At 70.2% G+C, this 26248-nt stretch carries 20 protein-coding genes and 2 pseudogenes; 15 read left to right on the forward strand and 7 right to left on the reverse strand.

Going from position 1 to position 26248, the window contains the following annotated elements; translation table 11 throughout:
- Window positions 1-74 precede the first annotated feature (74 nt).
- Window positions 75-1220 (forward strand): EstA family serine hydrolase, encoded by a 1146-nt coding sequence (locus tag SSQG_RS11685; RefSeq protein ID WP_003989962.1) that lies wholly within the window; start codon window positions 75-77, stop codon window positions 1218-1220.
- A 195-nt stretch (window positions 1221-1415) separates the two neighbouring features.
- Here the strand turns inward: SSQG_RS11685 and SSQG_RS11690 are convergent, their stop codons facing one another.
- The gene (locus SSQG_RS11690) at window positions 1416-2438 is read right to left on the reverse strand and encodes an NADP-dependent oxidoreductase (RefSeq protein ID WP_003989963.1); all 1023 of its coding nucleotides are present in this window, start codon (window positions 2436-2438) and stop codon (window positions 1416-1418) included.
- Between the two features lie 111 nt (window positions 2439-2549).
- On the opposite strand from SSQG_RS11690, the gene SSQG_RS11695 reads away from it, so the two are divergent.
- Window positions 2550-2993 carry a MarR family winged helix-turn-helix transcriptional regulator gene (locus tag SSQG_RS11695; RefSeq protein WP_003989964.1) on the forward strand — a complete coding sequence of 148 codons (444 nt, stop codon included), beginning with the start codon at window positions 2550-2552 and terminating at the stop codon, window positions 2991-2993.
- 347 nt (window positions 2994-3340) lie between these two features.
- Here the strand turns inward: SSQG_RS11695 and SSQG_RS43650 are convergent, their stop codons facing one another.
- Window positions 3341-3721, reverse strand: a complete 381-nt coding sequence (locus SSQG_RS43650) for a hypothetical protein (RefSeq protein ID WP_086025081.1) — start codon at window positions 3719-3721, stop codon at window positions 3341-3343.
- A 21-nt stretch (window positions 3722-3742) separates the two neighbouring features.
- A pseudogene (locus SSQG_RS43980) lies at window positions 3743-4108 on the reverse strand (SCO2400 family protein); the annotation flags it as partial.
- Window positions 4109-4355: 247 nt separating this feature from the next.
- Here SSQG_RS43980 and SSQG_RS11705 point away from each other — a divergent pair.
- From SSQG_RS11705 to SSQG_RS11750, 10 genes and pseudogenes are all read left to right on the forward strand, one after another.
- The gene (locus SSQG_RS11705; RefSeq protein WP_003989966.1) at window positions 4356-5519 is read left to right on the forward strand and encodes a mandelate racemase/muconate lactonizing enzyme family protein; all 1164 of its coding nucleotides are present in this window, start codon (window positions 4356-4358) and stop codon (window positions 5517-5519) included.
- Window positions 5520-5580: 61 nt separating this feature from the next.
- On the forward strand, window positions 5581-6600 hold the full coding sequence (locus SSQG_RS11710; protein WP_003989967.1) for a zinc-dependent alcohol dehydrogenase: 1020 nt from the start codon (window positions 5581-5583) through the stop codon (window positions 6598-6600).
- A gap of 112 nt (window positions 6601-6712) precedes the next feature.
- Complete coding sequence (locus tag SSQG_RS11715; protein WP_003989968.1) at window positions 6713-7681, forward strand: hypothetical protein; 969 nt, start codon at window positions 6713-6715, stop codon at window positions 7679-7681.
- Window positions 7682-7823: 142 nt separating this feature from the next.
- Window positions 7824-8936: a multiple monosaccharide ABC transporter substrate-binding protein gene (chvE, locus tag SSQG_RS11720; RefSeq protein ID WP_003989969.1), complete on the forward strand. Its 1113-nt coding sequence runs from the start codon at window positions 7824-7826 to the stop codon at window positions 8934-8936.
- A 46-nt stretch (window positions 8937-8982) separates the two neighbouring features.
- The gene (gene mmsA, locus SSQG_RS11725) at window positions 8983-10533 is read left to right on the forward strand and encodes a multiple monosaccharide ABC transporter ATP-binding protein (RefSeq protein ID WP_039932437.1); all 1551 of its coding nucleotides are present in this window, start codon (window positions 8983-8985) and stop codon (window positions 10531-10533) included.
- Window positions 10530-11774 carry a multiple monosaccharide ABC transporter permease gene (gene mmsB / locus SSQG_RS11730; RefSeq protein WP_003989971.1) on the forward strand — a complete coding sequence of 415 codons (1245 nt, stop codon included), beginning with the start codon at window positions 10530-10532 and terminating at the stop codon, window positions 11772-11774. The genes mmsA and mmsB overlap by 4 nt, the downstream gene beginning before the upstream one ends.
- A gap of 58 nt (window positions 11775-11832) precedes the next feature.
- Window positions 11833-12981 carry an aldose epimerase family protein gene (locus tag SSQG_RS11735; protein WP_003989972.1) on the forward strand — a complete coding sequence of 383 codons (1149 nt, stop codon included), beginning with the start codon at window positions 11833-11835 and terminating at the stop codon, window positions 12979-12981.
- A 162-nt stretch (window positions 12982-13143) separates the two neighbouring features.
- Window positions 13144-14911: pseudogene (locus tag SSQG_RS43420) on the forward strand (aminotransferase class I/II-fold pyridoxal phosphate-dependent enzyme).
- Between the two features lie 280 nt (window positions 14912-15191).
- Entirely contained in the window at window positions 15192-15374 is a 183-nt protein-coding gene (locus tag SSQG_RS11745; RefSeq protein WP_003989974.1) for a DUF397 domain-containing protein, read from the forward strand.
- A 1027-nt stretch (window positions 15375-16401) separates the two neighbouring features.
- Entirely contained in the window at window positions 16402-17172 is a 771-nt protein-coding gene (locus tag SSQG_RS11750) for an intradiol ring-cleavage dioxygenase (protein WP_039932439.1), read from the forward strand.
- Window positions 17173-17227: 55 nt separating this feature from the next.
- Here SSQG_RS11750 and SSQG_RS11755 read toward each other — a convergent pair whose 3' ends face one another.
- Complete coding sequence (locus SSQG_RS11755; RefSeq protein WP_003989976.1) at window positions 17228-17779, reverse strand: YciI family protein; 552 nt, start codon at window positions 17777-17779, stop codon at window positions 17228-17230.
- A gap of 131 nt (window positions 17780-17910) precedes the next feature.
- Between SSQG_RS11755 and SSQG_RS11760 the strand changes: the two genes are divergently transcribed.
- Entirely contained in the window at window positions 17911-18684 is a 774-nt protein-coding gene (locus tag SSQG_RS11760) for an alpha/beta fold hydrolase (RefSeq protein ID WP_003989977.1), read from the forward strand.
- A gap of 267 nt (window positions 18685-18951) precedes the next feature.
- Here the strand turns inward: SSQG_RS11760 and SSQG_RS11765 are convergent, their stop codons facing one another.
- Together SSQG_RS11765 and SSQG_RS11770 are read right to left on the reverse strand one after the other, a co-directional pair.
- On the reverse strand, window positions 18952-19605 hold the full coding sequence (locus SSQG_RS11765; RefSeq protein WP_003989978.1) for a DUF4360 domain-containing protein: 654 nt from the start codon (window positions 19603-19605) through the stop codon (window positions 18952-18954).
- Window positions 19606-19894: 289 nt separating this feature from the next.
- Entirely contained in the window at window positions 19895-20353 is a 459-nt protein-coding gene (locus SSQG_RS11770; protein ID WP_003989979.1) for an RrF2 family transcriptional regulator, read from the reverse strand.
- Between the two features lie 81 nt (window positions 20354-20434).
- Here SSQG_RS11770 and SSQG_RS11775 point away from each other — a divergent pair, with 81 nt between their 5' ends.
- Both SSQG_RS11775 and SSQG_RS11780 read left to right on the forward strand, forming a co-directional pair.
- Entirely contained in the window at window positions 20435-23413 is a 2979-nt protein-coding gene (locus tag SSQG_RS11775) for a glycoside hydrolase family 35 protein (protein WP_039932441.1), read from the forward strand.
- 88 nt (window positions 23414-23501) lie between these two features.
- Window positions 23502-24623, forward strand: a complete 1122-nt coding sequence (locus tag SSQG_RS11780; protein WP_039932443.1) for a hypothetical protein — start codon at window positions 23502-23504, stop codon at window positions 24621-24623.
- 16 nt (window positions 24624-24639) lie between these two features.
- Here SSQG_RS11780 and SSQG_RS11785 read toward each other — a convergent pair whose 3' ends face one another.
- Entirely contained in the window at window positions 24640-26154 is a 1515-nt protein-coding gene (locus SSQG_RS11785; protein WP_003989982.1) for an alpha-N-arabinofuranosidase, read from the reverse strand.
- Between the last annotated feature and the right edge of the window lie 94 nt (window positions 26155-26248).

A 26248-nucleotide genomic window follows, 5' to 3' on the forward strand; every position in this document is an offset into this window, starting at 1 on the left:
CCGAAGGGGGAATTCCCGCAGGTGGCAGGGGCATTGTTCACAGTGGCACACAGCGGTTCAGCAAAGGAGAACGGATGACGCAGGAGATCCACGGCACCGTGGCGGACGGCTTCGAGGGGGTGCGCGAGGAGTTCGCCGCGTTCGTGGCCGGGGAACGCCCTGACTACGAGGGGCAGCTGTGCGCCTACGTCCACGGCCGGAAGGTGGTCGACCTGTGGGCGGGGACCGAGGCGGACGCCCTGTACGGCGTGTTCTCGTCCACCAAGGGCGCCGCCTACCTGGTCGTGGCCCTCCTGGTCCAGGACGGCACGCTCGAACTGGACCGCAAGGTGACGTACTACTGGCCGGAGTTCGCGGCCGAGGGCAAGGGCGCCCTGACCCTGCGCGAACTGCTCGCGCACCGGGCGGGTGTGGTCGGCACGGACACCGGCTTCACCCTGGCCGAGCTGGCCGACGACCGGCACCTCGCCGAACGCCTCGCCGACCAGCGCCCGTTCTGGCGTCCCGGCACGGCGTTCGGCTATCACGCGCTGGTCAGCGGCGCCCTGGTGGGCGAGGTCGTACGCCGCGCCACGGGCCGCACGCTCCAGGAGGTCTACCAGGAGCGCGTCAGGACCCCGTACGGCCTGGACCTCCACCTCGGCCTGCCCGCATCCGACGAACCCCGCTTCCGCCCCACCCGGCCGATGGCCCCGACCCCGGAGCAGCAGGCGGTCCTCGACGCACTCCCGGACGGCCCGCACACCCTCGCCTCGATCGCCTTCAACCGCAACGCGGCCGAACCGGCCGACCTCGCCGAACTCCCGAACATGCCGCTGGTCCGGGCCAAGGGCCCGGCGTCGGTGGGCGGAGTGGCGTCGGCGCGCGGTCTGGCCGGGATGTACGCGGCGGCGATCAGCGAGGTGGGCCAGCAGGCGCCGCTGCTGAAGCCGGACACGGTCGCGGAGTTCGGCCAGTTCCACTCGGTCGGCTACGACCTGGTGGCACGTGCCCACAAGTCGTTCGGCCTGGGCTTCCAGACGACGGCTGACACGTGGCACCCGTTCCTCGGTGCCGGGACGATCGGGCACAGCGGCGCGAGCGGCTCGCAGGCCTTCGCGGACCCGTGGAGCGGCCTCGCCTACGGCTACACCCGCCGCCGTTTCGCCTTCCCCGGCGGCGCGGCCCCGGAGAACGACCGCCTGGCGCGGGCGATCCACAAGGCCGCCCTGGCCGCCTGACCGGCGGCGCGAAGAGACCGGGAAGGACGCACAGAGGCCGCACCCCACGTCCAAGGGTGCGGCCTCCGCGTAGCCAACGACGAGCGTCAGGCCAGCGTCACGGTGATGTTCTCGCGGGTCGCCTTCGCGTACGGGCACACCATGTGGGCCTTCTCGTTGGTCCCGGCACCGCATGCCGGAATCCAACAGAAGGCGTCAGAGCTTGACGATCATCTTCCCGGTGTTGTCCCCGCGCAGCACGCCCAGGAACGCCTCCAGGTTGTTCTCGATGCCCTCGACGACGGTCTCCCGGTACTTGAGCTCACCGGAGGCGACCCAGGGGGCGACGTCGCGCACGAACTCCGGCTGGAGATCGTAGTGGTCCCCGACCAGGAAGCCCTCGATACGGCCGCGCGTGGCGATGAGGCGGGCGAGGTTCCTCGGGCCCGGGGCCGGCTCGGTGTTGTTGTAGACGGAGATCATCCCGCAGACGGCGATCCGCCCGCCCTGGTTGAGGGAGCCGATGGCGGCCTCCAGATGGTCACCACCCACGTTGTCGAAGTAGACGTCGATCCCGTCCGGGGCGGCGGCGCGCAGCTGCTCGCTCACGGGGCCGTCCTTGTAGTTGAAGGCGGCGTCGAAGCCGTACTCGTCGAGGAGCAGCTTCACCTTCTCGTCGGACCCGGCGGACCCGATGACCCGCGCGGCACCCTTCAGCCGGGCGATCTGCCCGACCTGGCCGCCCACGGCACCGGCGGCGCCGGACACGAAGACGGTGTCGCCCTCCTTGAAGGAGGCGGTGCGCAGCAGACCGGCGTACGCGGTCAGGCCCGTCATGCCGAGCACACCGAGGTACGTCGACAGCGGGGCGGCCTCCGGGTCCACCTTCACGGCGTTCTTCGCGGCCACGACGGCGTACTCGCGCCACCCGAAGAAGTGCAGTACGTGATCACCGACGGCCAGGCCCTCCGCGTTGGAGGCCACGACCTCGCCGACGGCACCGCCCTGCATGACCTTGCCGATCTCGAACGGGGCGACGTAGGACTTCGCGTCGCTCATGCGGCCACGCATGTACGGGTCGACGGAGAGGTACTTGTTCCGCACGAGCACCTGGCCCTCACCCGGCTGCGGAACCTCCACCTCGACGAAGGCGAAGTCCTCGGGCTTCGGCCAGCCGACCGGGCGGCTCGCCAGGTGCCATTCGCGGCTGACGGCGGGGAGAGTGGGGGTGTCAGTCATGGTGCGCCTGTCCTCACTGGCTCGATGCGAACACTTCAGATGCTTCAGTAACTGAAACAACCATGCTCCTGAAAATTTCAGGTTGTCAAATAACCGGGTACCCTCGATCGCATGGCCTCCCCCACACCGACTCCCCCGAACAACCGTCCCGATGCCCTGACCCTGGAGGTCGTGGAGCTCATCGGAGAGGTCGTGGCGCGGTTCCACGAGGACTACGAGGAGGCGGCGGCGGAACACACGCTGACCGGCGCGCAGGCTCGGCTGCTGAGCCTGCTGTGCCTTGAGCCGCTGCCCATGCGGAGGCTCGCGCAGCGATTGAAGTGCGAGCCGTCGAACGTGACCGGGATCGTGGACCGGCTGGAGGCGCGAGGGCTGGTGGAGCGGCAGTCCGATCCCGCGGATCGCCGGGTGAAGGTGGCGGTGGCGACGGAGGAAGGGCGGCGGGTGGCGCGGAGTCTGCGGGAGTCGCTGCGGTTCGCCAGGGAGCCGCTGGCCGGGCTCTCGGAGGGGGAGCGGGTGGCTCTGCGGGACGCGTTGCGGGGGATGCTGGGGTGATCTTGGGGTGTTGCGGGGTGCTGCCTGTTGGTGCTGAGGTCGGGTGGGTCCGCAGCCCGGCGTAGCGGGGTGCCTCCCCCAAGCTCTCGGCTTCGCTCGAGCAGGGAGGTACCCCCACCGCCCACCCTCCCCCAAGCTCTCGGCTTCGCTCGAGCAGGGGGGACCCCCATCGCCCCAGCGGCACGACTGCCCGCAGCTAGGGGCGCGACGTGAGGGGCCGTGTCGGGGGTGTTCGCCCGCAGTGGGCGGCGCGTGTGACGCCAGTTAGTCGGTAGGTGACCTGGTCGCGCCGTTCCGAGGACGGACACCCCCCGGCGCGGCCCCGACCCACCACCCCGCGGCAAGCACTACGTGCACCACCACAGGAAGCGGTTGCACTTCTCCGTCGGGGTCGGCTCCGGCGTGGGGGCCGGGGTCGTCGGATCCGCCGTGCGGGTCGGGGCCGGGGCCGGCTGGGCCGTGGTGGGGGCCGACGTGGGGCGAGCAGGCGAAGTGTCCGCCTCGGTCGACTCGGGGGACTTCGACGGCTCGGCGTCCTCCGGCTTCTTCGACTTCTCGCGCTTCGGGGACTTGGAGGCAGACGGAGAGTCGGACACCTCCGGAGAAGCGGACCTCGACGCCTCGTCACCCTTCGGCCGGCCCGGCTCGTCCGCCTCCGCCGACGCGTCACCGTCCGCCGACTCCTCCCCGGCCGCCGCCGGCTTCGGCGTCGATCTCGGCGCGTCCATCCCGAGCTCCGCGAGGCTCAGCCCACCCGCCGCGAGCACGAACCCCGCCGCGACGAACAGGGTCCGGCGGCGCCGCCTGCGATGCGCCGCGGCCTTCCGGTCCCGCCGGCTCGACGGCCCACCCGGCCCACCCGGCCCATCGGCGACCGCCTCGTGCCCACTCCCGCGGCCACGCCGCCGAGCGGCCCGCCCCAGCGGCTCGTCGGCGTCCTCGCGTCCACCGTCGGACCCGGCCGAATCGTCCGAGCCCTCGGGAACGCCCTCGCCACCTCCGGGCACAGCCCCGTACTCCCACTCGGGCCGTCGCACCGATTCCGCTGAGGTGCCGCACCCGGGGCAGGCCAGCGCGCCGTTGAGGTGCCGTCGGCACGGGTCGCAGTAGTCCATGACGCGGGAAGATTAAGTTCCGCGTCGGTCACGTTCCTAGATCCAGCTGTGAAGGTTCTGTAGGGACACACCCCACCCGTGGTTTCGAAACTGTCGAAACCGTTATGTGCGCGACCCATTGACACCCCCACCGCCCCGTCCTTACTGTCACGCCAGCATTTCGAACGTGTGACGAAATTTCGAACACGTCGAACTGAACTGAATGACTGACGGAACTGAGCCGACGAAGCTGCGAGGGACAACCGCCGTGCGCATCACCGGAATCAGCACACACGTGGTCGGGACGCCGTGGCGCAACCTGACGTACGTCCAGGTGCACACCGACGAGGGCATCACCGGAGTCGGCGAGACCCGGATGCTGGGACACACCGACGCCCTTCTCGGTTACCTGAAGGAGGCCCAGGCCAACCACATTCTCGGCTCGGACCCTTTCGCCGTCGAGGACCTCGTCAAGCGCATGAAGTACGGCGACTACGGCCGCGCCGGCGAGATCGTGATGTCCGGTATCGCCGTCATCGAGATGGCGTGCTGGGACATCAAGGGCAAGGCCCTCGGTGTCCCCGTCTGGCAGCTGCTGGGCGGCAAGGTCACCGACAAGGTCAAGGCGTACGCCAACGGCTGGTACACCACCGAGCGGACTCCGGAGGCGTACCACAAGGCCGCTCAGGGCGTGATGGAGCGCGGGTACCGGGCGCTCAAGATCGACCCGTTCGGCACCGGGCACTTCGAGCTCGACCACGAGCAGACCCTGTACGCCGTCTCCCTGATCGAGGCCGTACGCGACGCCATCGGCCCCGAGGCCGAGCTGATGCTGGAGATGCACGGCCGCTTCTCCCCCGCCACGGCCGTACGCCTGGCCAAGGAGCTCGCGCCCTTCAAGCCGGCGTGGCTGGAGGAGCCGGTCCCGCCGGAGAACCTCAAGGCCCTGGAGAAGGTCGCCGCCAAGGTCGACATGCCGGTGGCCACCGGTGAGCGCATCCACGACCGGATCGAGTTCCGGGAGCTGTTCGAGAGCCAGGCCGTCGACATCATCCAGCCGGACGTCGGCCATATCGGTGGAATCTGGGAGACCCGGAAGCTCGCGGCGACCGCCGAGACGCACTACATGCTCGTGGCCCCCCACAACGTGGGCGGCTCCGTGCTCACCGCCGCCTCCCTCCAGGTCGGCTTCACCTCCCCGAACTTCAAGATCCTGGAGCACTTCAACGACTTCGCGGACGCGGAGATCAAGAAGGTCGTCAAGGGCGCCCCGCAGGTGAACCCGGAGGACGGCTGCTTCCACATCTCCGACGCGCCCGGTCTCGGCATCGAGCTGGACGTCGACGCCGCCGCCGAGTTCCCCCAGCAGCAGGCCCGCTTCGACCTCTGGGCGGAGGGCTGGGAGCAGCGCAAGCCCAAGGGCGGTCAGTGACCGTCCGGAGCGCGCAAACCCGGACCCGGCAACCGAAACCTTCGAAAACCTCAGGAGCGACGTGAGCACCGCCGACGCGAACACCGCGGTCGTCATCGACGCCCCGGGCGAGCACCGCCTCGTCCCGCACGAGCCCCGGCAGCCCGAGGCCGGCGAGGCGCTGGTCCGTGTCCACGCCTCCGGCATCTGCGGCAGCGACCGCGAGGTCTACCAGGGCAACCGCCCCGAGGGCTATGTGCGCTACCCGCTCACTCCTGGCCACGAGTGGTCCGGGACGGTGGAGGCCGTGGGCGCCGGTGTCCCCGGGTCCCTCGTCGGCCGCAAGGTCGTCGGTGAGGGCTTCCGCAACTGCCAGGTCTGCGACCGCTGCCACGCGGGCGACACGACGCTGTGCACGGCCGGTTACGAGGAGACCGGGTTCACCCAGCCGGGCGCGATGGCGGCCACGCTGACACTGCCGGCCCGTCTCCTGCACGCCCTCCCCGACGACTGCGACCTCACCGCGGCGGCCCTGCTGGAGCCCGCCGCGTGTATCGCGGCCGCCGCGCTGAAGGCGAACGCGCAGCCCGGCGAGCGCGTCGCCGTGGTGGGCACCGGCACGCTCGGCATGTTCGCGGTGCAGTTCCTGAAGGCGAACTCGCCGGCCGAACTGCTGGTGGTCGGCACCCGGAACGACCGCGAGGCGCTGTCGCGGCAGTACGGGGCGACCGACTTCCGCACGAAGGACCAGGAGCTCCCGGACGACTTCGACGTCGTCATCGAGACCGCCGGGTCCGCGGACGCCGCCCGGGTCTCCGCCGCCCTGCTCCGGCGCGGTGGCCGGCTGGTCCTGACCGGCATCCCGGCGCCCGGCGCCGACGGCCTCGACCCGACCGACCTCGTCGTGAAGCAACTGGAGGTGCACACCGTCTTCGGTGCCCCGCCGGACGCCTGGGCGCACACGGTGCGGGTGTTCGCGGCCGGTCTGCTCGATCCGCTGCCGCTGGTGACGCACGAGCTGCCGCTCGCCGAGTTCTCGCGGGCCATCGAGCTGGTGGGAGCCGGCGATCCGAAGGTGGGCAAGGTGTTGCTCCGCCCGTAGACGTACGCCGGTACGGGGGCAACCTGACGGCTCCCGTACCGGCGTACACCCCAGCCTTGCCCTACCCAGAGCCGCGAACCTCGTCCGAAATATCGAACCAAAGGACATTCCTGTGACCGACGCTTCCGCCACGGCAGTCCGCAGGCCCGGGGAGCAGGTGCTCGCCGAACTCGGCCTGAGCGCGCCCGCCCTCGACCCCGCCGACGCCTCGTCGCACTCCTTCCCCGGCGGCGGCCGCTGGCGCACCGAGATCCCCTCCTGCGAGGGCCCCGAGGCGCTGGCGGTGGTCCTGAAGGAGGCCTCGCGGCTGGACGTGCCGATCCACCGGATCAGCCAGGGCAGCGGCGTGTGGATGCTGACCGACGCCGAGATCACCGAGATGGTGGAGGCGACGGCCGAACGCGACATCGAGCTCTGCCTGTTCACCGGCCCGCGCGGCACCTGGGACATCGGCGGTTCGACCCGGACCGACTCGCGCGGGGCGGGTCTCAGAGCCCGCGGCCACGACGCCGTCGCCGGGTGCGTCGAAGACGCCGTCCGGGCAACGGAGTTGGGTGTCAAGTGCCTGCTCGTCGCCGACGAGGGCGTGCTGTGGACGCTGCACCGGGCACGCGCGGCCGGCATCATCCCGGCCGACACGACCCTCAAGGTGAGCGCGCTCATCGGACCGGTCAACCCGGCGGCGTACGCGGTCTACGAGCGTCTCGGCGCCGACTCGATCAACGTGCCCAGCGACCTGACGCTCGATCACCTCACGGAGATCCGCCGGGTGTCCGGCGCCCCGATGGACATGTACATCGAGGCCCCCGACGACCTCGGCGGCTACGTCCGGATGTACGAGGTCGCCGAACTCATCCGGCGCGGGGCCCCGTTGTACCTGAAGTTCGGCCTGTCCAAGGCCCCGGGGATCTACCCGTACGGCCACCACATGCGGGAGTTGACCCTGGCCACCGCCAAGGAGCGGGTGCGGCGGGGCCGGTTGGCCCTGGATCTGCTGGCCCGTCACGGCGCGGACGGCGACATGGCGCCGCTGGGCTCCCGACTGCCGGGCGCTCTGCAACGGTTCGAGATCTCGGCATAACGTTCCGGAAACTCAGCTTCACAAAAGAAGACACAGCCGACCACAATCCGACACATCTCTTCTCGGTCTTTCCGGCACGACCACCCGGAGCGACTTCGCGCCCATCGGACCGAGCCCTGCACACAGATCAAGGATGATCATCATGCGTAACCGCAGAGCCGCTCTCGCCGCCATAGCCGGAGCCGCGTCCCTCGCCCTGACCCTGTCCGCCTGCGGCCAGAACAGCGAGGGTGGCAGCAAGGAAGGCGAAGGGGACGCCAAGGGCGGGACCATCGGCATCGCGATGCCGACCAAGTCCTCCGAGCGGTGGATCCTCGACGGCGACTACGTCAAGAAGAACCTGGAGGCCAAGGGCTACAAGCCCAAGCTGGTCTACGGCGAGGACGACCCGGACCAGCAGGTCTCCCAGGTCGAGAACCTGATCACGCAGGGCGTCAAGGCGCTGATCATCGCCGCCATCGACAACAAGTCGATGAACAACGTGCTCCAGCAGGCCAAGGACGCGAACATCCCGGTCATCTCCTACGACCGTCTGATCCTCGGCACGAAGAACGTCGACTACTACGCCTCCTTCGACAACGAGAAGGTCGGCGAGCTCCAGGGCAGCTACATCGTCGAGAAGCTGGGTCTGAAGGACGGCTCCAAGAAGGGCCCCTTCAACATCGAGCTGTTCGCCGGCTCCAACGACGACAACAACACCCGCTACTTCTTCGGCGGCGCGATGAAGGTCCTGCAGCCCTACATCGACAAGAAGCAGCTCGTCGTCCGCTCCGGCCAGACCAAGCTCAACCAGGTCACCACCCTGCGCTGGGACGGCGGCACCGCCCAGAAGCGCATGGACGACATCCTGACCTCGGCCTACAAGACCGAGCGCGTCGACGCCGTCCTCTCCCCCTACGACGGCATCTCCATCGGCATCCTGTCCGCACTGAAGTCCGACGACTACGGCTCCAAGAGCAAGCCGCTGCCGGTCGTCACCGGCCAGGACGCCGAGGTCGCCTCCCTGAAGTCGATCGAGGCGGGCCAGCAGACCCAGACCGTCTTCAAGGACACCCGCGAACTCGCCAAGGTGGCCACGGACATGGTCGACGCGGCGCTGAACGACAAGAAGCCGAAGCTCAACGACACCAAGACCTACGACAACGGCGTGAAGGTCGTGCCCGCGTTCCTGCTGAAGCCCGTGAGCGTCGACAAGTCCAACTACCAGAAGGTCGTCATCGACTCCGGCTACCACAAGGCAAGCGACCTCAAGTAGTCCCCGCCACCGACCGACGATTCACCACTGATTGGAAGGCACGACCATGGCGGGACCCGTCCTGGACATGCGCTCGATCGTCAAGACCTTTCCCGGCGTCAAGGCGCTGTCGGACGTCACACTGACCGTCCAGCAGGGCGAGGTCCACGCCATCTGCGGGGAGAACGGCGCCGGCAAGTCGACCCTGATGAAGGTCCTCTCCGGCGTCCACCCGCACGGCACCTACGAGGGCGACATCCTCTTCGAGGGAGAGGTCTGCCAGTTCAAGGACATCCGGGCCAGCGAAGAACGCGGCATCGTGATCATCCACCAGGAACTGGCCCTGGTGCCCTACCTCTCCCTCGCGGAGAACATCTTCCTCGGCAACGAGCACGCCACGCGCGGGATCATCAGCTGGACCGAGACCCTGCGCCACGCCACGGAACTGCTGCGCCGGGTCGGCCTCTCCGACCACCCGGACACCCGCGTCGCCGACATCGGCGTGGGCAAGCAGCAGCTCGTGGAGATCGCCAAGGCCCTGTCGAAGAAGGTGAAGCTGCTCATCCTGGATGAGCCGACCGCCGCGCTGAACGACGAGGACAGCGGCAAACTCCTGGATCTCATCCTGGAGTTGAAGCAGCAGGGCATCACCTCGATCATCATCTCCCACAAGCTCAACGAGATCCGCAAGGTCGCCGACTCGGTGACGATCATCCGCGACGGCCAGACCATCGAGACCCTCGACGTGAAGGCCCCGGAGACCACCGAGGACCGGATCATCAGCGGCATGGTCGGCCGGGACCTGGAGAACCGGTTCCCGGAGCGCTCGCCGCACGAGCCCGAGGAGGGCGTGGCGCCCGCCCTGGAGATCCGGGACTGGACCGTGCACCACCCGATCGACCAGCAGCGCAAGGTCGTCGACGACGTCTCCCTCCAGGTGCGGCGCGGCGAGATCGTCGGCATCGCGGGCCTGATGGGCGCCGGCCGCACCGAACTCGCGATGAGCGTCTTCGGGCGGACCTACGGCCGGTACGCGGGCGGCACGGTCCTCAAGGACGGCAAGGAGATCCGTACCAAGACCGTTCCCGAGGCGGTCAAGCACGGGATCGCGTACGTCACCGAGGACCGCAAGCACTACGGCCTCAACCTCATCGACACCATCAACCGGAACATCTCGCTGAGCGCCCTCGGCAAGGTCGCCAAGCGCGGTGTGGTCGACGAGCACGAGGAGCGGCAGGTCGCCGAGCGCTTCCGAAAGTCGATGAACATCAAGGCGCCGACCGTCTTCGAGCCGGTGGGCAAGCTGTCCGGCGGCAACCAGCAGAAGGTCGTCCTCAGCAAGTGGATCTTCTCGGGTCCGGACGTGCTGATCCTGGACGAGCCGACGCGCGGTATCGACGTCGGTGCCAAGTACGAGATCTACACGGTCATCGACCAGCTGGCCGCCCAGGGCAAGGCGGTCGTCTTCATCTCCTCCGAGCTGCCCGAGCTGCTCGGCATGTGCGACCGCATCTACACGATGGCCGCGGGGCGGCTGACGGGTGAGTTCTCGCGGGCCGAGGCCTCCCAGGAATCGCTGATGCGTCAGATGACGAAGGACAAAGAGGTAACCCGATGAGCACGGACGTGACCGCCAAGAGCCCGGCCCCCGCGCCGTCGGGCAAGAGCGGAGGGGCCGCGGGCGACGGCCTGCTGCAGCTGGTGGTGGAGGGCATGCGCCGCAACATGCGGCAGTACGGCATGCTGATCGCCCTGGGCCTGATCGTGGTGCTGTTCGCCGTGTGGACCGACGGCGACCTGCTGCTGCCGCGCAACGTCTCCAACCTGGTGCTGCAGAACAGCTACATCCTGATCCTCGCGATCGGCATGATGCTGGTCATCATCGCGGGCCACATCGACCTGTCGGTGGGTTCGCTCACGGCGTTCGTCGGCTCCATGGCCGCGGTGTTCATGGTCAAACACGACATACCGTGGGTCCTCGCCGTGGTGCTGTGCCTGGCCGTGGGCGCGGTCGCCGGTGCCATCCAGGGGTTCTTCATCGCGTACGGCGGCATACCGTCGTTCATCGTGACCCTGGCGGGCATGCTGATCTTCCGCGGTCTCACCGAGATCTTCCTGGAGGGCCAGACGCTCGGCCCGTTCCCGGAGGGCCTGCAGAAGGTCGCCAACGGCTTCCTTCCGGAGGTCGGCCCGAAGACGAACTACCACAACCTCACGCTGCTGCTGGGCTTCGCGATGATCGCCTTCGTGATCTTCCAGGAGGTCCGTGACCGCAAGCGGCAGCAGGAGTTCGACCTGGACGTCCCGCCCACCAAGCTGTTCCTGCTGAAGCTGGTCGCGATCGCCGCCGCCGTGCTGACGCTCACCATGCTGCTGGCCAGCTACAAGGGCGCCCCGATCGTCCTGCTGATCCTCGGTGTGCTGCTCGTCGGCTTCGGCTACGTCATGCGCAACGCGATCATCGGCCGCCACATCTACGCCATCGGCGGCAACCTGCCCGCGGCCAAGCTGTCGGGTGTGAAGGACAAGAAGGTCACCTTCCTGGTCTTCCTGAACATGGGCATGCTCGCGGCCCTGGCGGGTCTGGTCTTCGCCGCCCGCTTCAACGCGGCCTCTCCCAAGGCCGGCCTCAACTTCGAGCTGGAGGCGATCGCGGCCTCGTTCATCGGCGGCGCGTCGATGAGCGGCGGTGTCGGCACCGTGCTCGGCGCGATCATCGGTGGCCTGGTCCTGGGCGTGCTGAACAACGGTATGAACCTCGTCGGCATCGGCACCGACTGGCAGCAGGTCATCAAGGGCCTGGTCCTGCTCGCGGCGGTCGGGTTCGACGTGTGGAACAAGCGCAAGGTCGGTTCGTAAGTCAGATCGGGGCCCCGCCACAACGGCGGGGCCCTCTCCTTATACGGGAGCCGCACACATGGAACTGAACAGACGTACGGTCATCGCGGGAGCCGCGGCGGCGGGCATCGCCGCCACCACCCTCGGCGGCACGGCGCACGCCACGGGAGGCAGGAAGCCTGTGAAGACGCTCTTCGGCAAGCTCGCCGACGGCACCAAGGTCTACAGCTGGTCGCTGGAGAACGGCGGCACCCGCCTGAAGGTCCTCTCCTGGGGCGGTGTCGTGCAGTCCCTGGAGATCCCCGACCGTCGCGGCCGCTACGCCAACGTCTCCGCGGGCTTCGACAACCTCGAGGACTACGTCGCGAAGACCCCGTACTTCGGCGCCCTGATCGGCCGTTACGGCAACCGCATCGGCAAGGGCAAGTTCACCCTCGACGGCAAGGACTACCAGCTCTCCGTCAACGACGGCGAGCAGAGCCTGCACGGCGGCGTCCAGGGCTTCGACAAGCGCGTGTGGGACGTCGAGCCGTTCACCCAGGGCTCCGACGTCGGCCTGCACCTGTACTACACGAGCGTCGACGGCGAGATGGGCTACCCGGGCACGCTCAAGACCAAGGTGACGTACACGCTCACCCGGCACGGCGACTGGCGCATCGACTACGAGGCCACCACCGACAAGGCCACCGTCGTCAACCTCACCAGCCACGTCTACTGGAACCTGGCCGGCGAGGGCAGCGGCACGATCGAGGACCACGAGCTCCAGATCGCCGGCTCCCGCTACACGCCCACCGACGCGGGCCTCATCCCCACGGGCGAGCTGGCCAAGGTCGCGGGCACGCCCTTCGACTTCACCCGTGCCAAGCCGATCGGCCGGGACATCCGCACCTCGCACCCGCAGCTGGTCACCGCCAAGGGCTTCGACCACAACTGGGTCCTCGACAAGGGCATCACCGCCCGGCCCGAGCACGTCGCCACCCTGCGCGACCCCGCCTCCGGCCGCAGCCTGAAGATCGCCACGAACGAGCCGGGCCTGCAGTTCTACTCCGGCAACTTCCTCGACGGCACCCTGACCGGCCCGTCCGGCCGCACCTACCGGCAGGGCGACGCGCTCTGCCTGGAGACGCAGCACTTCCCGGACTCGCCGAACAAGCCGAAGTTCCCGTCGACGGTGCTGCGGCCCGGGCAGACCTACCGGACGACGACGATCCACACGTTCGGTTGCTGACAGCCCTTCACGGGTAGGGCACAAGTTCTGGCCGGTTGCCTGACGGTTGAACAGTGTCACCACAAGCTCCGTATCCAAGGGTGGCCCGCGCTCCCCCGCGCGGGCCACCCTTAAACGTCGGGTTCGTCCGTCCCCAGCGGGCCCGCCTCATACGGAGGTTCCATGGCCGACAACGTCACCTCGCTGTTCCGCAGCACTGCGGCACACAGCCCCTCGATGGCGGCGTTGACGCGCGAGGGCGGCGACGGAGCCGGGCCGGTGGACTTCTGCATCCCCTGCAACCCCTACTTCCCCACCCCGGCCATGTTCGAGGACATGGCGGGCAGACTGCGCGACATCATCACGTACTACCCGAGCGGCGCCGACACCATCACGGCCGAGCTGTGCAACCTGCTCCAGCTGCCGCCGCAGTGCGTGGCGATGGGCAACGGCTCCACCGAGCTCATCACCTGGATCGACCACCTGCTGGTCCGCGAGTCCCTCGCCATCCCCGTCCCCACCTTCGGCCGCTGGACCGACCAGCCGATGGAGACCGGCAAGCGGGTCGACATGTTCCCGCTCCAGGAGTCCAGCGGCTTCGCCCTCGACCTCGCGCAGTACGCCGAGTTCATCCGCGCGCGGGGCACGCGCGTCGCCGTCATCTGCAACCCCAACAACCCCGACGGCGGCTTCCTGCACAAGCACGCCATCGTCCAGTTCATGGACGCCATGGCCGACCTGGACCTGGTCGTCATCGACGAGTCGTTCCTGGAGTTCGCGGACGCCGAGGCGGAGCCGTCCGTCGTCCAGGAGGCGATGCTGCGGCCGAACGTCGTGGTCCTGCGCAGCCTCGGCAAGAACTTCGGGCTGCACGGCATCCGCTTCGGCTACCTGGTCGCCAACCCGGCGCTCGCCGGGCGGGTGAGGTCCATGCTCCCCAAGTGGAACCTCAACTCCTTCGCCGAGCACGTCGTCTTCATGCTGAAGGAGCACGGCAGCGAGTACGCGCAGAGCCTCCAGCAGGTGCGCCGCGACCGCCTCGACATGGCCAGCCAGCTGTCGGCCCTGCCCGGTCTGACGGTCTACCCGTCCCAGGGCAACTTCCTCTTCGTGCGCCTCCCCGTGGGCGCCGAAGGCACGGTGGTCCGGGACCGGATGCTCACCGAGCACCGGATCCTGGTCCGCGAGTGCGGCAACAAGATCGGCTCGTCCAGCCGCTTCCTGCGTCTCGTGGTGCGCCCCCAGGTGGACGTGCGTCGCCTGGTGTCCGGCCTGGAACAGGTGCTCTACGGGACGTCCAGGAGGGGAGCCGCCGTACCCGAGCTGGGCCATGGGACCAGCTACAGCTCGGGTACGGCGGCCGTGGACCGTCTGGTGAGCGAGACCAACGGGGACGGCATGCGGGGCCTTGCCGCTCAGGCCGCCGGTATCGGCGGTCCAGGCCCCGCTGCCGCCCCGGCTGCCGGCACGGGCATGCCGCTTCCCGCGGCGGCGTCCACGGGTGCCGTGCCGGCGGCTGCCGCGCGTGGGATGCCGATGTCGGCAGCGGCGCCCCATGGGACAGATGGGCCAGCAGCTGGGGCAGATGAGGCAGATGGGCCAGCAGCAGATGCCGCAGGCCGTGCCTCAGCCCGCTCCGCAGTCGGTGCCTCAGCCGGCTCCGCAGCCCATGGCCGCTCCGGTCCCGCCGCTGGCTCCTGTCGCCCAGGCGCCGGCCCCGATCCCTGCTCCGGCCCCGATCCCCACTCCAGCCCCGGCGCCGGTCCCTGCTCCGGCGCCGGTCCCCACACCGGCCCCCACTGGCCCGACCCCGCCGGGAGTCCCGGCCCGGGGCGGACTGACCGCGGCGCAGGTCAGGGGCACGAACGGGTTGTCGCCCGCGCCTGCCACGGGGTGGCCGGGGGCGCAGGCCGCCTGGCCGAACGCGGCGGGGATGGGACAGGCCGGGTAGCGGCCTCTCGCCGTAGGCGGTTTCTGCGCGGGTGCGCCGTAGGCGGTTTCTGCGCGGGTGCGGGTGCGGGTGCGTGGTGGTTGTTCGCGCAGTTCCCCGCGCCCCTTCGGGGGTCCGCCGTCAGTAGGCGACGGGCCACCTGCTGCTCCGGTATCTCGAGCAGCGAGATCAGCGACCGGAAAGTGGTCAGCGTGCTTCAAAGGAGGTATGCCAGGATGCGTGCACAGGCTCTCTCCCTCTCAGACTCCGTGAGCCTGTTGCAGCGCCTGCGAGGAGACCTATGAGCACCTGCGAACTGACGTGGTTCAAGTCGAGCTACAGCAGCATCGGTTCCGGCGACTGCGTGGAGGTCGCAACCTCCCCCGACACCATCCACATCCGCGACTCCAAGGACAAGCAGGGCCCCCAGCTCTGCCTCTCCCCCACCGCCTGGTCGGCGTTCCTCACGCACGCCACCAAGTAACTGTCGGGGCCGCCCGCTTCCTTGTCAGTGTCGTGCCTCCACGGCCTGCCTCAAGGGCGCTCCGCGTCGCCTTCGGCGATGGCCCTGCGGGCCACCCTTGACCCAGTCCGCTCCAGCACGGGAGAGAAGCGAGCGAGCGGCCCGGAAAGGCGGGTGGCCAAACCATGCCTGCGGTCATCAGCCCGTTGCATCGCCGCTCGGCAACGGGCGGACGCACCCGCGCCTCGCCTGCACGCCGGGCGGGCTCAGCGGCGACCGGTGGGTTCGGGGTGCCGGTGGCGGCGCGACACGGCATTCCGCGCACGCCGGGTGGATTCGGCGGCGAGCGGCGAGTGGGTGGTGCGCGGCACCGGGCGGGGCACGTCCCGGCCCAGTTCGGCGGACGTCGGAGATCTCGGCGGGTCGGGCGGAAGCAGTGAGTGGAGCGGTTGGGCGCCTCAACCGCGTATCGGCCCATCTAGGCAGAGCCCGTGACGGCCGAAGCGCTCCACTCGCCGGCAGCCCCCACGTCGAAGAGCCGCCGCACCACCCACACACCGCTCGCCGCCAAGCCGAGCCGGCGTGCCCGCGAGGCGCGAGCGCACCGCCGCCCCGCCATCCACCCACCGGTCGCCGCTAAGCCCACCCGGCGTGCGCGAAATGCCGTGACGCGCCACCGCAACACCGAACCCACCGGTCGCCGCTAAGCCGAGCCGGCGTGCCCGCGAGGCGCGAGCGCGCTGCCCCCCCCGCCGAGCGGCCACTCAGCGAGCCGAAGGGGTTGCCGGCCTGGCCACCCGTTCCTCTCCGGCCGCTCGCTCGCTTCTTCCACGTGCTGGAGCGGGCTGGGTCAAGGGTAGCCCGTAGGGCCATCGCCGAAGGCGACGCGGAGCGCCCTTGAGGCAGGCCGTGGAGGCACGACACTGGCCAAGAAGCGGGCGGCCTCACCAGGGCCGGTAAAGTACCTGTCTCATCAGATACTTGACGCCGCAGCACTTTGCCGAACTCACAGCGCACGGACAGAATCCCCCTCTAATCTGCCGTGTCCATGACAGACAAGAGCGCCAACTCATCCCCCGTCGGTCGCCGCACCGTCCTCCTGGCCACCGGCGCCACCGCCGCGACGCTGGCCGTCGGAGTCGCCGCGTCGACCGACGCCCCCACGTCCCAGGCGGACAACACCGCCCCTGTCGCCGCCGCAGCCGTCTGCACGCTCACGAAGGAGATGACCGAGGGCCCCTACTACCTCGACGGACAGTACGTTCGCGCCGACATCAGCGAGGGCAAGTCGGGCATCCCCCTGAAACTGACCCTCACGGTCGTGGACGACGACACCTGCGCGCCGCTGAACAAGGCCCTGGTGGAGATCTGGCACTGCGACGCCCTCGGCGAGTACTCCGGCTTCGTCGGCAACAACGGCCACAACGAGCCCGACAACGGCACGTTCCTGCGCGGCGGCGTCCTCACCGACGCAAGCGGCGTCGCGAAGATCACCACGATCTACCCGGGCTGGTACCGGGGCCGCTGCCTGCACATCCACATCAAGGTCCACACGAACGTCACCCTGACCTCCGACGGCTCCTTCACCGGCGGCCAGGAACTCCACACCGGCCAGCTCTTCTTCGACGAGACGATCACGGCCAAGGTCGCGCGACTCTCCCAGTACGCGGTCAACACGGTCCCCCGCACCGCCCTCGCCCAGGACTCCATCTACGACGGCGGAGGCGCCCGCTCGGGCCTGCTCACCCTCACCGCCCTCGGCAGCACGACATCGGCCGGCTACGCCGGTGCGCTGACCCTGGGCGTGGAACAGGGCTGACACCGGCACACACGGCCCCGGGCCCGGCCGCTTGACCGGGCTCCGGGGCCACTCCTCATCGTCGTCCGCCGAACTCCCAGTGGTGCACCTCGATGTCGGCGTACCGCCCCGGCGTCAGGACGGCACGCGCCGCCTGCGCGTCAGGCGCCCGCACGAGCGCCGCCGTACCCAGCCAGGCGTTGCCGTCGTCGGAGAGGAGCGGTCCGTACGCGATCAGTTCGTCACGGCGGTCGGAGGGGATTTCGAGGTCCGCCGCCTGGCCCGACCCGAAGCCGAGTACCAGGTAGCGGTTGCCGGCCGTCGGGCCGCCGGGGAAGTCCCACATGGTGCGGCCCAGCAGGTTGCGCCACCGGCGCAGCAGTACGTCCCGGTACACGCCCGCCTGGTGGTTGGGCTCGTCGAAGGCGAACGCCCGGGCCGCGGCGGGGTCCGGCAGGTCGACGATGTGGACGCTGCCGGTGGGGGTCTCCCCGTCGTCGGCGTAGGTGGGGCCACGGGCGATCAGCTCGGCGGCGTACCGGTCCATGTAGGACCAGTGGTCCTCCACCAGTCGCTCGCGCAGGGGAAGCGATCCGGGTCTGTCGCGGTGGAAGCAGAGGAACTCCATGGCCGAAGAGCCTCGCCGACCGCACGGCGGATCTCAACCGCCTTTCCGAGCCCGTGATGGCGGCTCGCTCCGCTGTGGCTACGCTCATGACTCTCCCCACCCGAACCACCGTGAACAGAGGAGAGCAGACCGTGCGCAGCGCCGCCGTGACCCCCGAGGGCGATCACATCCGCTGGGTCGAGTTGCCGGGGCAGGAGCCACCGCGGGTGTACGTGCACGGGCTGGGCGCCACTTCGCCCGCCTACTTCACGGAGGTCGCGGTCGATCCCCGGCTGGCGGGCCGTCGCTCGCTGCTGATCGACCTCCTGGGACACGGCATCAGCGACCGGCCGACCACCTTCGATTACACGCTGGAATCGCACGCCGACGCGCTCGCCCAAGCTCTGACCGGGGCCGGTGTCTCAGGCGCCGAGCTGATCGCTCACAGCATGGGCGGTTCCGTCGCTATCGTCCTGGCCGCCCGGCATCCTCGTCTGGTCTCACGTCTGGTGCTGGTCGACGCCAACCTCGATCCGATTCCGCGCGCCCCCGGTTCGTCGGGCAGCAGCGGTATCGCCTTCTACTCCGAGGAGGAGTTCGTGAACGGCGGGGGGTGGGAGGAGGTTCGTGACCGGGTCGGGGCGCACTGGTGGTCCACCATGAGGCTGGCGGGTCGGGAGGCCCTTCATCGCAGCGCGTTCCATCTCACCCGCGGCTCGGTGCCCACGATGCGCGAGATGCTCCTGGAGCTGAGGATTCCCCGCACGTTCCTGCTGCCCGAGGACGACGGGCCGCTCCCGGGCGCCGACGCGCTGGCCGAGGCCGGGGTGTCCGTCGTCGCGGTCCCCGACTGCGGGCACAACATCATGCTGGACAACCCGGAGGCCTTCGTGACGGCGACCGCGGCGGCACTGGAAGGGCGTTAGGCCCTGTCGTTTGGATCATCCCGGCGTCGCGGGGTCTGGCACGCACATCTGCGGCGTTGTCGTCGGTTGCCAACTCCCCCACGCTCGGCTTCGCTCGCGCGGGCGGTGCCCCCATCGCGTTGGCGCCCTCCTCCGCCTTGCAGCTGCACGCACCAGACCCCGCTCGGGTCGGCTGGAAGGCGCCGTGAGCTACAGCCGGCCTGATCCAAACGACAGGGCCTAGCCGAGTGCGGCCCACCCCGCGGTGGGCCGCCCCCGTTCGTACGCTCACTTCTTCGGCGGGCACTCCTTCCACGCCAGGTGGTACACCGTGCTGATGTCCCCGTCCGTCGAGTCCATGGTCATGAAGCTGACCTTGTTGGCCGACTGGGTACCGGCGTTGACCCGGAGCTCGGTGTTGATGTTGAAGTTGCGCTGGACGCCGCAGGGTGCGTAGACCAGCTGGGCCCAGTCCGTTTCGTCGGTGGCCTGCCAGTTGTCGTTGTAGGGGCCGCTGAAGGGGTGGTTCTTCTGCACCGTGCTCGGTGAGCCCTGGAAGTAGTACGAGGCTCGCTGGGAGCCGCTCGCGCCGGGCTGGAGGGAGGCGAAGCCTCGGTAGTCGGCGCTCGCGATGGCGTAGGTGAAGCCGCCGGGGACGTGGACGATCAGGCTGAGCTGGCAGTTCCTGCGGAACGCGGTCGGGTCGGAGCCGCCGCCGGCCTGGGCGAGGTAGTCGCTGTAGGTGACCGTGAACGCGGTGTTGTCCTCGGAGACGGCGACGGCTGCCGTGCCCGCGGGACAGCCGGAGCCGTTCACCGTGGCGACCTTGATGACGATCTTGTCCGGGGGCGGGTCGTCGAACCCGGAGGACGGGGTTTGTGCGGGGAGTGCGCTGGTGAGGAGCGCTGCGATCGCGCCGCTCAGGAGCAGGCCACCGGCCATGGTTCTCCCATCCGTTCGTGGGGGGTGGATCACGAGGCGGGCATGGGCATGTCAAGACGACAGCACATGCACCCCCGACCTGTGACCATTCCATGAAGGAGCTGTGAAGGCCGGGAGCGGTGGCATCGTACGCAGGGCGGGAGGGGTCGGCCAGGGCGCTCTCCGGCCATTCACACTGGCCTGAATTCACACGGGATGTCGGTGGACGCATAAGGTGCGTTGCAGTGCGTCAGACCCAGGACTCCCCGAGGACGCGATGAGGATCACCCACCGGCACGGACGCGGCCCGTCACGGGTTCTCCCACGCCGCCGGCTCCGCCGCCAGCCGCTCCACCGGCTCGGGCAGCGCCCCGGCCGCGAGGTCGGCAACCGTCACACCCTCCAGGATCCGGCGCACGTTGGCCCGCAGGGCGATCCACAGCGGCAGCAGCGGCTCGGCCGTGCCGGTGTAGGCGAGGCCGGTCGGGCGCTCACCGCGTACCGAGACGATCGGGCCGTCCACGGCCCGGATCACGTCCGCGACCGTGATCTCGGTGGCCTCCCGGGCCAGCCGGTAGCCGCCGCCCCCGCCGCGCCGGCTGTCGACGACACCCCCGCGGCGCAGATCGCCGAGGATCCCCTCCAGGAACTTGTGGGGAATGTCCTGCGCGGTGGCGACGGCCTCCGCCTTGACCGGCCCCTCACCTTGCCGGGCGGCCAGCTCCACGACCGCTCGTACCGCGTAGTCCGCACGTGCCGAGATCCTCATAGGACCATTGTCGCGGTCGGCCCGTAGACAATGACGCACCAGCACCACGTACGGCACGGCAGCACAACAGGAGGCGCTCCCTTGGAGCTCAGCAGGCGTACCTTCCACGCTCTCGCCGGCACGGCGGCGCTCGGCTTCGCGCTGACCGGCAGCGGGTCGCCGACCTCCGCCAATCAGGGCCGCCCCGTGCGCACCGGACCGCCGCCGCCCGTGCCGAGCGCGGACGGCAGGCGGCACCAGATCGGCTTCGACCGGTACTCGCTGCTGGTCGACGGCCGGCGCCTGGTGCTCTGGTCCGGCGAGATGCACCCCTTCCGGCTGCCGAGCCCGTCGCTCTGGCGGGACGTGCTGCAGAAGATGCGTGCCTACGGCTACAACGCCGTCAGTGTGTACGTCGCCTGGAACTACCACTCCCCCGCACCGGGCCGGTACGACTTCACCGGTGTGCGCGACCTGGACCTGTTCCTGCGGATGGCCGCCGAGACCGGTCTGTACGTGATCCTGCGGCCCGGCCCGTACATCAACGCGGAGGTCGACGCGGGAGGCTTCCCCGGCTGGCTGACCGCGACCGAGGGCAGGGCCCGGACCTCCGACCCGACGTATCTGCGGTACGTCGACGAGTGGCTGACCGCGGTCAACGCCGTCGTCGCCAAGCGGCTGTTCACCCGGGGCACGGGCACGGTCCTGCTGTACCAGATCGAGAACGAGTACGACGCGCACGTCGACGAGCCGTCCGGGCGCGCCTACATGTCGTACCTGTACGAGAAGGTCCGCGCCGACGGCATCGACGTGCCGCTGTTCCACAACGACAAGGGGCGGAACGGGTACTGGGCCCCGGGGTCGTTCGGCACCGGTGGCGAGAAGGGGCGCTGGCTGTACGGGTTCGACGCGTATCCGGAGCCGGGCGAGGTGCCGCCCGACCGGGGGCACTTCGGGCCCGGCGGGGTGAAGGGCGGGGCCACGGCCAGCCCGAGGACGCCCGGGTTCGTGCCCGAGTCCGGCGGGGGCTGGTTCGACCCGTGGGGCGGGGCCTGGTTCGACGGCAAGGGGTACGCCGAGGCGCGCCGGACCCGGGACGCGGCCTACGAGCGGCGCTTCTACCTCACCCACCTCGCCAACGGCATCACGCTGCACAACGTCTACATGACCTTCGGCGGCACCTCCTGGGGCTGGCTGCCCGCGCCGGCCGTCTACACCTCGTACGACTACGGCGCGGCCTTCGACGAGGCCCGCAACGCCACGCCCAAGCTCGCCACGATGCACCAGCTCGGGCAGATGCTGCGGCACGTGCCGGACCTCGCCAGACTGGACCGGGCGAAGCCCGTACGGGCCACGGACGAGCGGATCGAGGTCTACCACCTGGCCAACCCCGACACCGGCGCGCACGTCTACGTCCTGCGCAACGACTCCGGCGAGGCGGTCACCTCGACGCTGCCGGACGCCGGGATCGACGTGCCGGTCACCGTCCCCGCGCGGGACGCCAAGCTGATCGCCGCCGGGCTGAGGCTCGGGAGGCGGACGATGGTGCACTCCACCGTGCAGCCCATGCTGAGCCTGACCGCCGGGCGGCAGGACATCGCCGTGTTCACGGGCCGGCGGGGCGATCTGGCGCAGGTCGTGCTGGACTGCCCGGACGAGCCGACCCCCATGCGGCTGGACGCGGAGCCCGCGTGGTCCTGGAACCTCAACAAGCTGAACATCACCGCTCCGCTCGGGGCGGGCGGGCTGAGCCGGGTGCGGGTCGAGGGCGACGGCGTGGACACGCCGATGCTGCTGCTGTTCGCCGACGACGCGACGGCCGTGCGGCTGTGGCCGTACGAGACACCGTCCGGCCAACTCCTCGTCTACGGCCCGGCGCTGCTGCGGTCCGCCACCCTGCGCGGTGCCACCGTCCACCTGACCGGTGACACCGTCGGCGCGACCGGCCTGGAGGTGTGGGGACCGCCCGGGATCACCCATGTGACGTGGAACGGGCGTGCGGTGCCCACGCGGATCAGCGCCTCCGGAAGTCTGCTGGCGCTGCGGCCGCTCCCCGGTGTGACCCGGCCGGCCCTGCCCGCCCTGGGGGGCTGGCGGCGGCGGACGGAGAACCCGGAGGCCGAGCCCGGTTTCGACGACTCCGGCTGGACGACGGCCGACAGGACGACGTCGTTCAGCACGACGCCCGTGCCCGACGGACAGCCCGTGCTGTTCGCCGACGACTACGGCTTCCACTACGGCGACGTCTGGTACCGGGGCGAGTGGAGCGACGAGAACGGCGTCGAGTCCGTCTCCCTCGCGTACAGCACGGGCACGCAGGGCCTGCTGATGGCCTGGCTGGACGGGGAGCCGCTGGGCACGCACCGGATGCCGGTGCCGGACAAGGAGCGGGCACGGCAGGGCACTTGGACGGCGAAGGCCGTCTTCGGCCTGCCGGAGGAACTGCGGGAGAGGTTCCGTGAGGCGCGGGACGGGAAGCGTGACCGGCACGTGCTGTCCGTGCTCGTCCGGCCGATGCAGCACGACATGGACGGCAAGGCGCTCGACACGCACAAGGCGGCACGCGGCCTGACCGCCGTCACCTTCGAGGGCGGCTCCCCCGAGGTGACGTGGCGCGTCCAGGGCGCGTCCACGCCGGATCCGGTGCGCGGGCCGATGAACAACGGCGGGCTGTACGGAGAGCGCGAGGGCTGGCACCTGCCGGAGTACGACGACGGGGGCTGGAAGGACGCCGAGCTGCCTCGGGACGACCGGCGGCAGGGCGTCACCTGGTACCGGACGGACTTCCGGCTGGACGTCGACCCGGGCGTCGACGCCTCGGTCGGGCTCGTCCTCGACGACGACCCGGACCGGGCCTATCGCGTCCAGATCTTCCTCAACGGCTGGAACATGGGCCAGTACATCAACGACGTGGGGCCGCAGCACACCTTCGTGCTGCCGAACGGCATTCTGCGCACCCGGGGTGCCAACACCCTGGCGTTGGCGGTGTTGTCCGACGGCACCACACCCTCCGGGCCGAAGGACGTACGGCTGACCCTGCTGGGCGCGGCGGCCGGAGGTGTCCCGGTCAAGCCGGTGTGACCGGATCGAGGCGTTCGCGCGCATTGCCTTCTCCGGCGGGCTGGGCCACCGTGTTGCCCCGCATCCGCCGAAGAGGGAGGGGAACCTCGTGCGAAGACGGCGTTTCATCAGCGGATTGGTCGGTGCCGGGGCGGGTCTCGGGCTCGCCTCGGTGACCGGTGGGCCGGCCGCGGCCGCGGTCGCCCGGGACACCGGCACACCCCGCACGTGGCAGGCCGTGCCGACACCGGCGGGTACGGCGGCGGCCCAGTTACGGGATGTCGCCGCCGCCGGAGACGGCCTGGCGTGGGGCGTGGGCGAGGAGGGCCGCAGCGGCGGCACGCTCGGCTCGCCGCTGGCCCTGGTGTGGGACGGCACGGCATGGGCGCGGACCGCCCTCGGCCATCTGGGCTTCCGCGGCTACCTGCACTCCGTCGCCGGTACGTGCGCCCGCTCGGCATGGGCGATCGGCACCGACACGGCCGGGCTCACGCACGTGCTCACGTGGGACGGGGGAACCTGGCGGGAGACCGACTTCCCGGGCCGGGGCCAGTCCGGCACCTTGCTCACCGGTGTCGCGGTCGACCCGGGCGGCGGAGCCTGGTTCTCCGGCCGTACCCCGGACGGCCGGCTGCTCCTGCACCGGGACGGCGGTGGCACCTGGACCTGGCTGCCCGCGCCGCCGAGCGCGACCGCCGCCACTCCTTCGGGGGTCCAGCTGACGCCCGCCGGTGACGTCTGGCTCCACGGCGTCGGCATCGTGGCCCGCTGGAACGGCTCCGCCTGGACCGAACTGGCCGCCTACCAGGGCATCCGCGCGAGCATCACCGGGCTGCTGCCGGTCGCCGACGACGACCTGTGGCTCGTCGGCTACGACTACGGTGTGGGCGGCCCGATCGGCAAACCCCCGGGTGTGCTGCTGCTGCACGGCGACGGCAGCACCTGGCAGGGCGTGACCGGGCCGTTCGGCGTCGGCATGCTCAACGGGATCGTCGGGGACGCGCAGGGGCGGCCGGACCGGATCGCGGGCTGGGACTTCTGGGACCAGACCCGGGCCCACTACCTGCGGTGGGACGGCGCGGCCTGGGTGAGCGAGCGGGGGCCGGTGGCCACGACCCCCGTCGTCATGAACGCCCTGGCCACTGTGCCGGGTTCGGCGGACGGCTACTGGGCGGTGGGGACGACGTCGACGTCGGCGTCCTCGGCCGCCCAGCCGCGCATCGAGCGCTGATCCGCCCGTCCGGACGTCACGCCAGCCGGATCACGTTCCAGGACAGCGGCTCCAGGACGGCGCTCAGCGTGCCGTCCTGGAGGGCTGTGCCGTCGACCGGGTGCGGGGCGACCCGCTCGGGGTCCTCCAGGGTGTTGCGGGCGTCGGGGTCGGCGTCCGCGAGGGCGCTGTGCTCGACGACCCGGGTGAGGTCGAGACCGGTCAGGGCGACTTCGAGCGGGAGGGCCTCGGTGCGGCCGCGGTTGACGGCGAAGACCGTGACCGTGCCGTCGTCGGCGCGTACGGCGGTGGCGTGCAGCAGGTCGGTCTCGCCGTACTTCTTCGTCTCGTACGTCGGCGAGTCCACGCGGACGTCCAGGACCTGGCCGCGGCCGTGCCGGGCGGCCTGCGCGAAGGGGAAGAACGTGGTCTGGCGCCAGGCCTTGCCGCCCGGCTCGGTCATGATCGGTGCGATGACGTTGACGAGCTGGGCGAGGCAGGCGACCGTGACGCGGTCGGCGTGCCGGAGCAGGGCGATGAGGAGCGAGCCGAAGACGACGGCGTCGGTGACGCTGTAGTTGTCCTCCAGCAGGCGGGGTGCCTCGGGCCAGTCGTCCTGCTCGAAGGTCTTGGCGTGCGACTCCCACTCGGGCAGGTACCAGACGTTCCACTCGTCGAAGGAGAGGTTGATCTTCTTCTTCGACTTCAGGCGGGCGCCGACGTGGTCGGCGGTCGCGACGACGTTGTCGATGAAGGACTCCATGTCGACGGCGGAGGCGAGGAAGGAGTCGATGTCGCCGTTCTCGGGCCAGTAGTAGGCGTGCAGCGAGATGTAGTCGACGAGGTCGTAGGTCTCCTTGAGGACCGTCGCCTCCCACTCGGCGAACGTGGGCATGGACTGGCTGGAGGAGCCGCAGGCGACGAGTTCCACGCCGGGGTCCATCTGGCGCATGGCCCGGGCCGTCTCGGCGGCGACGCGGCCGTACTCCTCGGCGGTCTTGTGGCCGGTCTGCCAGGGGCCGTCCATCTCGTTGCCGAGGCACCAGAGCCGGATGCCGAAGGGGTCCTTGTCGCCGTGGGAGGCGCGGAGGTCGGACAGGGCGGTGCCCTCGGTGTGGTTGGCGTACTCCTGGAGTTCGAGGGCTTCGGCGACGCCTCGGGTGCCGAGGTTGACGGCCATCATGGGTTCGGCCTGGGGGCCGATCTTGCGGAGGAAGTCGATGTACTCGGAGAGGCCGAAGCGGTTGGACTCCGTCGAGTGCCAGGCGAGGTCGAGGCGGCGGGGGCGGGATTCGGCCGGGCCGACCGAGTCTTCCCACTTGTAGCCGGAGACGAAGTTGCCGCCGGGGTAGCGGACGGCGGTGACGCCGAGTTCTCTGACGAGGTCCAGGACGTCCTGGCGCAGGCCCTTGTCGTCGGCCGTGGGGTGGTCGGGTTCGAAGATGCCGGTGTAGACGCAGCGGCCGAGGTGTTCCACGAAGCTGCCGAAGAGGCGGGGGTTGACGTCGCCGACGGTGAAGGCGGGGTCGAGGGTGAAGCGGGCGGTGTGCATGCTTGCCTTTCGAGGTTCGGTTTCGTCCGGGTGATTCGTGGCTTGTCGCGCCCACGCGGCGGAGCCGCATATTGAGCACAGCCCCGCGCCCCTG

Origin of the sequence: Streptomyces viridochromogenes DSM 40736, from assembly GCF_000158955.1 — a bacterium.
GTDB lineage: Bacteria > Actinomycetota > Actinomycetes > Streptomycetales > Streptomycetaceae > Streptomyces > Streptomyces venetus.

Coding starts and splice junctions, on each gene's coding strand:
- SSQG_RS11685 (WP_003989962.1), top strand. CDS start 75: ATGACGCAGGAGATCCACGGCACCGTGGCGGACGGCTTCGAGGGGGTG.
- SSQG_RS11690 (WP_003989963.1), bottom strand. CDS start 2,438: ATGACTGACACCCCCACTCTCCCCGCCGTCAGCCGCGAATGGCACCTG.
- SSQG_RS11695 (WP_003989964.1), top strand. CDS start 2,550: ATGGCCTCCCCCACACCGACTCCCCCGAACAACCGTCCCGATGCCCTG.
- SSQG_RS43650 (WP_086025081.1), bottom strand. CDS start 3,721: ATGGACGCGCCGAGATCGACGCCGAAGCCGGCGGCGGCCGGGGAGGAG.
- chvE (WP_003989969.1), top strand. CDS start 7,824: ATGCGTAACCGCAGAGCCGCTCTCGCCGCCATAGCCGGAGCCGCGTCC.
- mmsA (WP_039932437.1), top strand. CDS start 8,983: ATGGCGGGACCCGTCCTGGACATGCGCTCGATCGTCAAGACCTTTCCC.
- mmsB (WP_003989971.1), top strand. CDS start 10,530: ATGAGCACGGACGTGACCGCCAAGAGCCCGGCCCCCGCGCCGTCGGGC.
- SSQG_RS11735 (WP_003989972.1), top strand. CDS start 11,833: ATGGAACTGAACAGACGTACGGTCATCGCGGGAGCCGCGGCGGCGGGC.
- SSQG_RS11745 (WP_003989974.1), top strand. CDS start 15,192: ATGAGCACCTGCGAACTGACGTGGTTCAAGTCGAGCTACAGCAGCATC.
- SSQG_RS11750 (WP_039932439.1), top strand. CDS start 16,402: ATGACAGACAAGAGCGCCAACTCATCCCCCGTCGGTCGCCGCACCGTC.
- SSQG_RS11755 (WP_003989976.1), bottom strand. CDS start 17,779: ATGGAGTTCCTCTGCTTCCACCGCGACAGACCCGGATCGCTTCCCCTG.
- SSQG_RS11765 (WP_003989978.1), bottom strand. CDS start 19,605: ATGGCCGGTGGCCTGCTCCTGAGCGGCGCGATCGCAGCGCTCCTCACC.
- SSQG_RS11770 (WP_003989979.1), bottom strand. CDS start 20,353: ATGAGGATCTCGGCACGTGCGGACTACGCGGTACGAGCGGTCGTGGAG.
- SSQG_RS11785 (WP_003989982.1), bottom strand. CDS start 26,154: ATGCACACCGCCCGCTTCACCCTCGACCCCGCCTTCACCGTCGGCGAC.